General features: G+C 61.7%; 7 protein-coding genes and 2 pseudogenes. 4 read left to right on the top strand and 5 right to left on the bottom strand.

What is annotated here, in order from left to right; all coding sequences use genetic code 11:
- Nucleotides 1–229 precede the first annotated feature (229 nt).
- The 4 genes and pseudogenes from OC71_RS28830 to OC71_RS23040 form a co-directional block, all read right to left on the bottom strand.
- Nucleotides 230–823 (bottom strand): annotated as a pseudogene (locus OC71_RS28830) (methyl-accepting chemotaxis protein); the annotation flags it as partial.
- A 267-nt stretch (nucleotides 824–1,090) separates the two neighbouring features.
- A pseudogene (locus tag OC71_RS28825) lies at nucleotides 1,091–2,158 on the bottom strand (HAMP domain-containing protein); the annotation flags it as partial.
- 147 nt (nucleotides 2,159–2,305) lie between these two features.
- The gene (locus OC71_RS23045; RefSeq protein WP_041073752.1) at nucleotides 2,306–3,658 is read right to left on the bottom strand and encodes a PLP-dependent aminotransferase family protein; all 1,353 of its coding nucleotides are present in this window, start codon (nucleotides 3,656–3,658) and stop codon (nucleotides 2,306–2,308) included.
- A gap of 193 nt (nucleotides 3,659–3,851) precedes the next feature.
- Nucleotides 3,852–4,613 carry an SDR family oxidoreductase gene (locus tag OC71_RS23040; protein WP_041073750.1) on the bottom strand — a complete coding sequence of 254 codons (762 nt, stop codon included), beginning with the start codon at nucleotides 4,611–4,613 and terminating at the stop codon, nucleotides 3,852–3,854.
- Nucleotides 4,614–4,850: 237 nt separating this feature from the next.
- On the opposite strand from OC71_RS23040, the gene OC71_RS23035 reads away from it, so the two are divergent.
- Nucleotides 4,851–5,855 (top strand): NADP-dependent oxidoreductase, encoded by a 1,005-nt coding sequence (locus OC71_RS23035; protein WP_041073748.1) that lies wholly within the window; start codon nucleotides 4,851–4,853, stop codon nucleotides 5,853–5,855.
- Between the two features lie 131 nt (nucleotides 5,856–5,986).
- On the opposite strand, the gene pyrF is transcribed toward OC71_RS23035, so the two are convergent.
- Complete coding sequence (pyrF, locus tag OC71_RS23030; protein ID WP_041073746.1) at nucleotides 5,987–6,685, bottom strand: orotidine-5'-phosphate decarboxylase; 699 nt, start codon at nucleotides 6,683–6,685, stop codon at nucleotides 5,987–5,989.
- Nucleotides 6,686–6,968: 283 nt separating this feature from the next.
- Here pyrF and OC71_RS23025 point away from each other — a divergent pair, with 283 nt between their 5' ends.
- From OC71_RS23025 to xopAW, 3 genes are all read left to right on the top strand, one after another.
- Nucleotides 6,969–7,730, top strand: a complete 762-nt coding sequence (locus OC71_RS23025; protein WP_371260451.1) for a response regulator — start codon at nucleotides 6,969–6,971, stop codon at nucleotides 7,728–7,730.
- Entirely contained in the window at nucleotides 7,730–8,779 is a 1,050-nt protein-coding gene (locus tag OC71_RS23020; RefSeq protein ID WP_041073742.1) for a HAMP domain-containing sensor histidine kinase, read from the top strand. Before OC71_RS23025 ends, OC71_RS23020 begins: the two co-directional genes overlap by 1 nt.
- 145 nt (nucleotides 8,780–8,924) lie before the next feature.
- Complete coding sequence (gene xopAW, locus OC71_RS23015; RefSeq protein WP_041073739.1) at nucleotides 8,925–9,770, top strand: EF-hand domain-containing protein; 846 nt, start codon at nucleotides 8,925–8,927, stop codon at nucleotides 9,768–9,770.
- Nucleotides 9,771–10,092 lie beyond the last annotated feature (322 nt).

Genomic DNA, 10,092 nt, shown 5'->3' with positions numbered 1-10,092 from the left:
CGAGAGGAGGTGCAGCGAAGCAAACCGGAGGCGATGCCCCCGGATGAATCCCGGAGCGAAGGCACCCGAGCCACGGCGAGGGCCGTACGTTGGGGCCAAAGACCTTTGCTTCCTTTGGGGCGTTTGCCAAAGGGAGTCGCTGTAAGAGCGAAACCGTCAGCCGCAACACCCAAAAAAACGGATATACACCCAAAACCCCAAGAACCTGGTCGGCCCAGAGGCCGCCAAGTCAAAGCCGAAAATGCCCCACCATCCCCTTGAGCTCCCCCCCCAACCGCGCCAGCTCAACACTCGAAACCGCATTCCCCTGCATCGCCATCGAAGACTGATCCGCACTCGCACGAATACTCGTCACACTGCGATTAATCTCCTCGGCCACCGAACTCTGCTCCTCGGCCGCCGCCGCAATCTGCTGATTCATCTGCTGAATCAACGACACCGCCGCCGCAATACTCCCCAGCGCACTTTCAGTCTGCAGGGCATCACTGACCGCCAGCTTCACCAACTCGCCGCTGCTCTGAATTTGCTGCACGGAAGCATGCGCTGCCGAACGCAACGCGCTGACCAGCCGCTCGATCTCCTCCGTCGACTGCTGCGTACGTCGCGCCAACGCACGAACCTCATCAGCCACCACCGCAAAGCCCCTGCCCTGTTCCCCGGCCCGCGCCGCCTCGATCGCGGCGTTGAGCGCCAGCAGATTGGTCTGCTCGGCAACGCTCTTGATCACATCCAGCACCGTACCGATGTTCTGGATCTGCGCACTGAGGCTTTCGATGCTCGAACTGGCTGATGTCGCCGAATCCGCCAGTTGCTCGATCCGCACCATGCTCTGGCGCACCACCTGCTGCCCGCTCTCGACCTTGTCATCCGCCGTTTGTGCGGCCAGCGCGGCTTCCTCGGCATTGCGCGCCACGTCATGCACGGTGGCGGTCATCTGGTTCATGGCCGTGGCCACTTGCTCGGTCTCTTCCTTCTGGCTGTTGACCTCAAGGTTGGTCTGCTCGGTGACCGCCGACAGCGATTGCGCGGAACTGGCCAACTGCTCGATGCCCGCCTGCAAACCGCTGACGATCGTGCTCAGCCCAGTGCCCATCTGCTGCATCGCCAGCATCAGTTGCCCGATCTCATCACGCCGGGTGACCTCCACCCTCGCACTCAAATCCCCGGCCGCAATCTGTTGCGCCACCCGCATCACACTGCGCAACGGCGCGACGATCAACCGGGTGATGAGCCACGCGGCAATCAGCCCGACCAGCAATGCCAGCGCCGAAGAACCGATGATCAACACCGAGTTTTTCTTCAATTCCGCCTGCATCGCTCCATCCTCGGCGCCATACGCCTGATCCACGCGCTCCATCACCTGCGCCGCACGCTGGTGCAACTGTTCGTAGACGGTTTTCTCCTGGGCCAGCAGGCCGGTGTACTCGGCGAGCTTGTCGTTGAAACCGGCGATGTGCCCGGATACTTCATTGAGTACCGTCAGATAGCCCTCATCCTTGACCGTGGTCTTCAACTGCTCGGCCTGAGCCTGGGCCTGGGCCGCCTGCTCAATGCTGCCCCTGCCGGCACTGTCGGCATCGCCTTTGCGGCTCTGATCGAGACGAACCCGTGCCTCGTTCATCGCTTGCAGCATCAACCGCGACACCTGACTGACCTGACTGGCCTGTTCGATGAACTGCGCGCCATCCTTGCCTTCGCTGTCCTTTAACGTGTACGCGCCATCATCGGCCAGCCCGGCTTGCAGCACGTCCAGGTTATTGGCCACGCTGGACACCGACCAACTGGCCATTTCCAGCGCCAGGTCCTTGGCCTGGGTCAGTGAAACGAACTCGTCAAACGCCTTGCGATAGTCGCCCAAGGCTTGCTCGACATCGCTCATCACCGCCCCGTTCGCCGGCGTCTGCGCCTTGAGTTGCGCGGCCTGGGCCAACAGACCGTCGACGCCCTCGTGCACGGCATCAACCGTTTTCGGATTGCTGTGCAGCGCATAGTCCTGCTCCAGCAACCGCACCTTGAGCAAGGCACTGTTGAGCGACGACATTTGCTTCAAGCCGTCGAAGCGCTGGCTGATGGTCTGCAGGGACCAGACTCCAATGGCAGCCACCAGCGCAGTCAACAGCAGCACCAGTACGAACCCGAGACCCAGTTTCTTTGCCATACCGAGGTTGGCAAAACGTCCTTGCACGGCCGAAATCATTGCGCGTAGTCCCCTGCCAAAGTCTATTGCCGAAGATTCGCAACGGTCATGGAGCAGCACAAGTCTCTGGCGTCGGAATAATGGCAAAAAGCTACGCACGCGTCGTTTTCAGAACGCTTGAGGTCGATTCACGCCGGTACTGCGAAAAAACTGCCGGGCCCGTGGATCACAGGCATAGGCCACATTGATTCGCTGCCACTCACTGATCTCGCCGCTCGGACTGAAAGCCCCCGCAGGACTGAGACTGACACCACTGCACTGCGCGTGCCTGTGCAAGCGCTCCGGATCACTCAGCGGTGAGCGGGCCCAGATGAACAGGCCGCCACACGGCTTGCCGAAAACCTCCCAGCCTGCGTCCTCCAATGCCTGCAATGCGGCGACGCGGTCGGTATTCAGGCGTTGACGCTGGCGCTGGACCATTTTTCGATAGGCGCCACTGGCCAGCAGGCTCGCCAGCACCGCTTCATTGAAACTCGAAGCTCCCATGCTGCTGATCATCTTGACCCGGGCCAGACGCGCGATCAGTTCTGGCCCGGCGTACACAAACCCGACGCGCAGCGAGCTGCTCAGCGTCTTGGAAAAACTGCCGACGTAAATCACCCGTTCATCAAGTGCGGCCAGGCGTACACCGTTGCCATTGTGCAGATCGGCGTAGACATCGTCTTCGATCAGTTGCACATCGTGCGCGTTGCACAATCGCAGGATCTGCTGTGCCACACACGGACTCAGGCAGGAGCCGGTGGGATTGTGGTGATGGCTGTTGACGAACATCGCGACGGGCCGGCACTGGCGCAACAGTGCCTCCAGCGCCTGAGGGTCAGGCCCGCTTGGCGTACGCCGGACTTCCAGCAACTGCGCGCCACGCAGGCGCAACAGCTCGAACAGCGGCGCATAGCCCGGGGTTTCGACAACAACGCAGTCCCCGGCCTTAACCAGCGTGCGCACGAGCAGATCCAGCGCCTGGCTGGCACCGGAGGTCGTCAGCACCTGTTCCGCCGGGGCCTGGATGTCGATCAGCCTGAGACGCTTGACGATCTGCGCACGCAGCGCCGCAAACCCCAGCGGGGTGCTGTAATTGAACAGACTCGCCATGTCGGTTCGCGCCACCTGACGGATTGCATAGCTGAGGTCATCGGACTCGCGCCAGCTTTGCGGCAAACCACCCTCACCGAGTTTCAAACCGCTCTCGGCCCGCCCGTATTCAAGCCCGAGCAAAGCGCGGCTGTGCGCGGCGACCATGAATCCCGCGCCCTGCCGCGGGGCCAGGATACCTTGCGCCACCAGCCGCTCGCAGGCCTCGGCCACACACGACTGGCTGAGCAGATTGGAGCGTGCTATCTGTCTGACGGAGGGCAGTCGCGTGCTCGGCGCCACACCCGTTCGCGAGATCCACTCGGTCATTCCATCAACAATCTGCTGTACGACCGGCACCATTGCCTGTCGGTCAATTCTCAATTCCATGAGCACGCAAACTCCTGTCCGTTTTGCTGGCGGCAGTAAATCACAGCCGCGTCGTTCAGGCTGTGCGACAACGCCGTCAAAAGCAGCCGTTCTAACCGTTTGATACACATTGTTTAGCGGTTTAACGGGACGGATCGCCAGCCATGAAAAAACCCGCACGATGGCGAGTTTCTTCATGGCTGACAGAATCGTTTCAGAAAGCAGTAACGCCGCCATCCACGGCCAGAGAGTGACCGGTGGTGAACGCCGCGCCATCACTGCACAGATACAGCACGGCACTGGCGATTTCCTCGACCTTGCCGATACGCCCCACCGGGTGCATCGCATTGGCGAACTCGCCCTTTTTCGGATCGGCCTCGTAGGCCCGGCGGAACATGTCAGTGTCGATCACCGCCGGGCACACAGCGTTGACGCGGATTTTCTTCTTCGCGTATTCGATCGCCGCCGATTTGGTCAGGCCAATCACCGCGTGTTTGGACGCCGCATAGATGCTCATCTTCGGTGCCGCGCCAAGCCCTGCCACCGAAGCAGTGTTGACGATCGCCCCGCCGCCCTGGGCCAGCAGCAACGGCAACTGGTACTTCATACACAGCCAGACGCCCTTGACGTTGACGCCCATGATCGCGTCGAACTCGTCCATCGAGCCGTCTGCCAACTTGCCCTGTTCGATTTCGATCCCGGCATTGTTGAAGGCATAGTCGAGACGTCCGTAAGTATTGATCACCTCGTCCATCAGATTCTTCACTTCGCTTTCAACGGTAACGTTGCAGCGCACGAAGGTTGCTTCACCACCGGCTGTACGAATCAGCGCCACCGTACCCTCGCCCCCTGCCGCGTCCAGATCGGCCACCACCACTTTCAGGCCTTCGGCGGCGAACGCCTGGGCGGTCGCGCGGCCAATGCCATTGGCCGCGCCAGTGACTACGGCAACCTGACCGGAAAACGTCATGCTCATTGTTATGTCCTCGGAGGAGAGATGCAGGAGGGTTTGCAGACTCGCAGCATAGCCATCACGGCCCGCCCCGCATCAGCACTATCAGAAGGCTGTTTATGCCTTCATGCGTCGCAGTGATAAAACCCGCCGGGCGACTATCACTGCACTGGATCATTGTGCATTCGCCACATCAGCCCACCTTGCAGCATTGGCCTTGAGGGTCTATCAACAAGGCTTCATTCAGTTCGAGTGCCTGCCATGACCAGCCAGACCAATCGCCAATTCCTGCTCGCCAAACGCCCAGTGGGTGCTGCCACCCGCGAGACCTTCACTTATCAGGAAGTCCCGGTCGGCGAACCTGCGGCAGGGCAGATTCTGGTCAAGAACGAATATCTGTCCCTCGACCCGGCCATGCGTGGCTGGATGAACGAGGGCAAGTCCTACATCCCGCCGGTGGAAATCGGTGAAGTGATGCGCGCTCTGGGCGTCGGCAAAGTCATCGCTTCGAACAACCCGGGCTTTGCCGTCGGCGACTACGTCAACGGCGCCGTCGGTGTGCAGGATTACTTCCTCGGCGAGCCCAGAGGTTTCTACAAGGTAGATCCGAAACTGGCGCCGCTGCCGGTGTATTTGTCTGCACTGGGCATGACCGGCATGACCGCTTACTTCGCGTTGCTCGACGTCGGCGCACCAAAGGCTGGTGACACCGTGGTGCTGTCCGGGGCTGCGGGCGCGGTAGGCAGCATTGCCGGGCAGATCGCCAAGATCAAGGGTTGCCGGGTGGTGGGCATCGCCGGCGGAGCCGACAAGTGCAAGTACCTGATCGATGAACTGGGCTTCGACGGCGCCATCGATTACAAGCACGAAGACGTGCTGGCCGGGCTCAAGCGCGAGTGCCCGAAAGGCGTGGATGTGTATTTCGATAACGTCGGCGGCGAGATCCTCGACGCCGTGCTCAGTCGTCTGGCGCCAAAAGCCCGGGTGGTGATTTGCGGCGCCATCAGCCAGTACAACAACAAGGAAGCGGTCAAAGGCCCGGCCAACTACCTGTCATTGCTGGTCAACCGCGCACGCATGGAGGGCTTTGTGGTGATGGACTACGCCGCGCAATACGCCAGTGCCGCGCAGGAAATGGCCGGCTGGATGGCCAAGGGACAACTCAAAAGCAAGGAAGACATCGTCGAAGGTCTGCAGACCTTTCCGGAGACACTGATGAAATTGTTCAGCGGGGAGAACTTCGGCAAGTTGGTGCTGAAAATCTAAAACAAAAAATCGCAGCCTCTGTAGGAGCTGCCGAAGGCTGCGATCTTTTGATCTTGCCTTTAACAAGCAAAATCAAAAGATCGCAGCCTTCGGCAGCTCCTACAGGTAATGCTAATACCTGCGGAAACCGATCAGGCCAGTTCGGCCACGACCGACGCCAGGGCCTTGGCTGGATCCGCCGCCTGGCTGATCGGACGGCCGATCACCAGGTAATCGGAACCGGCATCCAGCGCCTGACGTGGGGTCAGGATACGGCGCTGATCGTCCTGCGCGCTGCCCGCCGGGCGAATCCCCGGGGTCACCAGTTGCAGCGAAGGATGCGCCGACTTCAGTGCGGTGGCTTCCAGCGCCGAGCACACCAGACCGTCCATTCCGGCCTTCTCGGCCAGCGCGGCCAGACGCAGCACCTGCTCCTGCGGCTCGATGTCCAGACCGATGCCGGCCAGATCCTCGCGCTCCATGCTGGTCAGCACGGTCACGCCGATCAGCAGCGGTTGCGGGCCGCTGCGCTTGGAGAGCTCTTCACGGCAGGCCGCCATCATGCGCAGGCCACCGGAGCAATGCACGTTGACCATCCACACGCCCATCTCGGCAGCGGCTTTCACGGCCATCGCGGTGGTGTTGGGAATGTCATGGAATTTCAGGTCGAGGAACACCTCGAAGCCTTTGTCACGCAGGGTGCCGACGATTTCCGAGGCACAACTGGTGAACAGTTCCTTGCCCACTTTGACCCGGCACAGTTTCGGGTCCAACTGGTCGGCCAGCTTCAGTGCGGCGTCACGGGTAGGGAAATCCAGGGCGACGATGATAGGAGTCTGGCAGGCGGACATGGATGGGCTCTCAGGCAAGTCGAAATCGGCGCGCATTGTAGCGGAAGCGGCGACGGCGCGGCACCCGATGATCGGTAAATCGTCGCCGCAACCGTGATCAGCATAGCGCTCGCGGCTATTGTGTCGAACCCGATACACAACCGACACGCCGCCAACAAGCGCCCGCGCTAGCCTCGCCAGCCGCAACACGTCCTTACATCAGCACTTCCCGCCTCACGGCAGGACGCCTATGCTGAAACCACCACCTCGCAGCCCATCTTTGTGGTTGGCGGCCTACTGGCAGATGAACAGCCCCATGCACAACACCCAAACGACCGTGACTGATGAGCAGAAAGACGACAAGCGCTGGAGCATCCGCGCGCTGATCGTCGATGACGATGTGCCGATCCGCGAGCTGATGATCGACTACCTCGCGCGCTTCAACATCCACGCCAGCGGCGTCACCGACGGCGCAGCCATGCGCCAGGCGATGCAGGCCGAACATTTCGACGTGGTGGTGCTCGACCTGATGCTGCCCGGCGAAGACGGCCTGTCGCTGTGCCGCTGGCTGCGTGCCGAATCGGACATCCCGATCCTCATGCTCACCGCCCGCTGCGAACCCACCGACCGCATCATCGGTCTGGAACTGGGCGCCGACGACTACATGGCCAAACCGTTCGAGCCACGGGAACTGGTGGCGCGGATCCAGACCATCCTGCGCCGGGTGCGCGATGACCGCACCGAACAGCGGGCCAACATCCGCTTCGACAACTGGCGCCTGAACAGCGTGCTGCGTCAGCTGATTGCCGACGATGGTCTGGTGGTGCCGCTGTCCAATGCCGAATTCCGCTTGCTTTGGGTGTTCATTGAACGCCCGCGCCGGGTACTCAGCCGCGAACAACTGCTGGATGCCGCCCGTGGCCGTTCGATCGAAGCGTTCGACCGCAGCATCGACTTGCTGGTGTCGCGCCTGCGACAAAAACTCGGCGACGACCCGAAAGCCCCGCAGTTGATCAAGACTGTGCGCGGTGAAGGTTACCTGTTCGACGCGCGGGATATCGGCTGATGCGAGGGCGCTTCGACACGCTGTTCGGCCGCCTGTTTGGCATGCTGTTCGTGGCGATCGTCCTGGCGCATCTGCTGGCCTTTGCCTGGTTTCACCACTACGGCCCGCCCCCACCGCCGCCCCCGCCGGAATTTGCCGAGGGCGTCGACGGCCAACGGCCGCCGCCGGATCCGCGTTTCGCCCATCGCCCGCCACGTCCGTGGTTCGGCGGGCCGCTGGTGCCGCTGACGTTCCAGTTCATCTCGCTGATGATTGCTGCGTGGTACGGCGCCAAACTGCTCAGCCGACCGATCCAGCGCCTGAGCGACGCCGCCGAGCGTCTGAGCGAAAACCTCGACAGCCCACCGCTGGACGAGTCCGGCCCGCGTGAGGCACGGCAAGCGGCGCACACCTTCAATCTGATGCAACAACGCATCCGCGAACAGGTGCAACAACGAGCACGCATGCTCGGCGCCGTCTCCCACGACCTGCGCACCCCGCTGTCGCGACTGAAACTGCGACTGGAACAGATCGACGACGAAAAACTGCAAGGTCAGATGCGCCAGGACCTCAACGACATGATCGGCATGCTCGACGCCACCCTCACCTACCTGCACGAACAGCGCACCAGCGAAGCCCTGCAGTTGATGGATGTGCAGGCGCTGGTCGAATCATTGTGTGAAAACGCCCAGGACCAAGGCGCGGACGTTGAAGTCAGCGGCCATTGCGCGCCGCTGCAGGTGCAACCGATGGCGCTGCGCTCGTGCATCAATAACCTGATGGACAATGCCCTGCGCTACGCCGGGCAGGCGCGCATCGAACTGCAGGATCAACGCGAACAACTGCTGATCCGCGTGATCGACCACGGCCCGGGCATAGCCGCAGACCAACGCGAGGCGGTGTTCGAACCGTTCTATCGCCTGGAAGGCTCCCGCAACCGCAACTCCGGCGGCGTCGGCCTGGGCATGACCATTGCCCGTGAAGCGGCGCAGCGTTTGGGCGGGCAATTGAACCTGGAAGAAACTCCCGGCGGCGGCCTGACCGCAATCATCCGCCTGCCGCGCGCCTGAGAAGAACACCTGTCCCCCTGTGGATTTCTGGTGTTTCCGCGACTGTGTACCACCCGGTACAAAATCCAAATACCCAGGACAACTAGCTCCTTGAGTCTGTACCAGCCGGTACACCGACCGGCTTTACAGTCCAAGGAGTGAGCCCATGATCGGTAGCGTCAGCAACTACACGAGCTATACCAGCACCAGCAGCACCCAGAACGCCCGCAGCCAGCAACTGCAAAAGCAACTGTTCGCCAAACTCGACAGCAACGGCGACGGCGCGGTGGACCAGGACGAACTGAAAAGCGCCCTGTCGCAGAAATCCGACGACGGTTTGCTGGTCAACCTGAGCAAGCAATTCGGCGACCTGGACAGCGACGCCAGCGGCAGCCTCAGCGCCGAAGAAATGACCGCCATGGCGCCCCCTCCGGCGCCCAACGACCAGGCCCCGAACACCGACCTCGCCGACGCCCTGATCAGCGCCCTCGACACCGATGGCGACGGCGCCATCAGCAGCGACGAACTGAGCAACGGCCTCACCAGCGCCGGCAGCAGCGCCGACAGCAACCAGATCTTCTCCGCGCTGGACAAGAACAAGGACGGCACCGTCAGCCAGGACGAACTCACCGCCAGCCTCACCCCGCCACCACCGCCACCGCAGCAAACTTCCAGTGATGAACTGTTCAGCCAACTGGATGCCGATGGTGACGGCAGCATCAGCGCCACCGAACTGAGCAGCGCGCTACAGACCCGCGACAACACCTCAACGAACAGCACCGACACCAGCGCTGCACTGCTCAAAGCGCTGGACAGCGACAGCAGCGGCGACGTGAGCAGCGACGAACTGAAAGCGGCGCTACAGGCAGGTCGGGAACGCCCGCCTGAAGAAAGGACCGCCAGCAACCAGACCACCAGCGAAGCGCTGAACCGGATGATTGCCAACTTGAGCAAACAGTACTCGCTGGACAATGCTGCGCCGGTGGGCAAGTACCTGAATGTGGCGACTTGAGTTGATGTAGTGATGAGTGATCGTTTCCATGCAGTGGTGTGGGAACGGTCATTTGAGTACAGCGAGAAGAGAGTGTTGCCTGAGAGGGCCTCATCGCCAGCAGGCTGGCTCCGACCGTGGGAATGGGTGTGATCAGTTAGAGATTGGTCGGCTGTCAGTCCGCCTTCGCGAGCAAGCTCGCTCCCACAGTGGGAATGGGTGCGGTCTGTTGGAAATTGGTCGGCTGTCAGGCCGCCATCGCTGGCAAGCCAGCTCCCACAGTGGGATCGGGTGTTTTCAGTTAGAAATTGGTCGGCTGTCTGGCCGTCTTCGCGAGCAGGCT

It is taken from the genome of Pseudomonas sp. W15Feb9B, from assembly GCF_000828175.1.
In the GTDB taxonomy this organism is placed as follows: Bacteria; Pseudomonadota; Gammaproteobacteria; order Pseudomonadales; family Pseudomonadaceae; genus Aquipseudomonas; species Aquipseudomonas parakoreensis.
The sequence above is the reverse complement of the archived record's forward strand: the minus strand, read 5'-3'. Positions and strand labels throughout refer to the sequence as shown.

Excerpts from the sequence above, each read along its gene's own strand:
- OC71_RS23045 (WP_041073752.1), bottom strand. The coding sequence starts at position 3,658 with ATGGAATTGAGAATTGACCGACAGGCAATGGTGCCGGTCGTACAGCAG.
- OC71_RS23040 (WP_041073750.1), bottom strand. The coding sequence starts at position 4,613 with ATGAGCATGACGTTTTCCGGTCAGGTTGCCGTAGTCACTGGCGCGGCC.
- OC71_RS23035 (WP_041073748.1), top strand. The coding sequence starts at position 4,851 with ATGACCAGCCAGACCAATCGCCAATTCCTGCTCGCCAAACGCCCAGTG.
- pyrF (WP_041073746.1), bottom strand. The coding sequence starts at position 6,685 with ATGTCCGCCTGCCAGACTCCTATCATCGTCGCCCTGGATTTCCCTACC.
- OC71_RS23025 (WP_371260451.1), top strand. The coding sequence starts at position 6,969 with ATGAACAGCCCCATGCACAACACCCAAACGACCGTGACTGATGAGCAG.
- OC71_RS23020 (WP_041073742.1), top strand. The coding sequence starts at position 7,730 with ATGCGAGGGCGCTTCGACACGCTGTTCGGCCGCCTGTTTGGCATGCTG.
- xopAW (WP_041073739.1), top strand. The coding sequence starts at position 8,925 with ATGATCGGTAGCGTCAGCAACTACACGAGCTATACCAGCACCAGCAGC.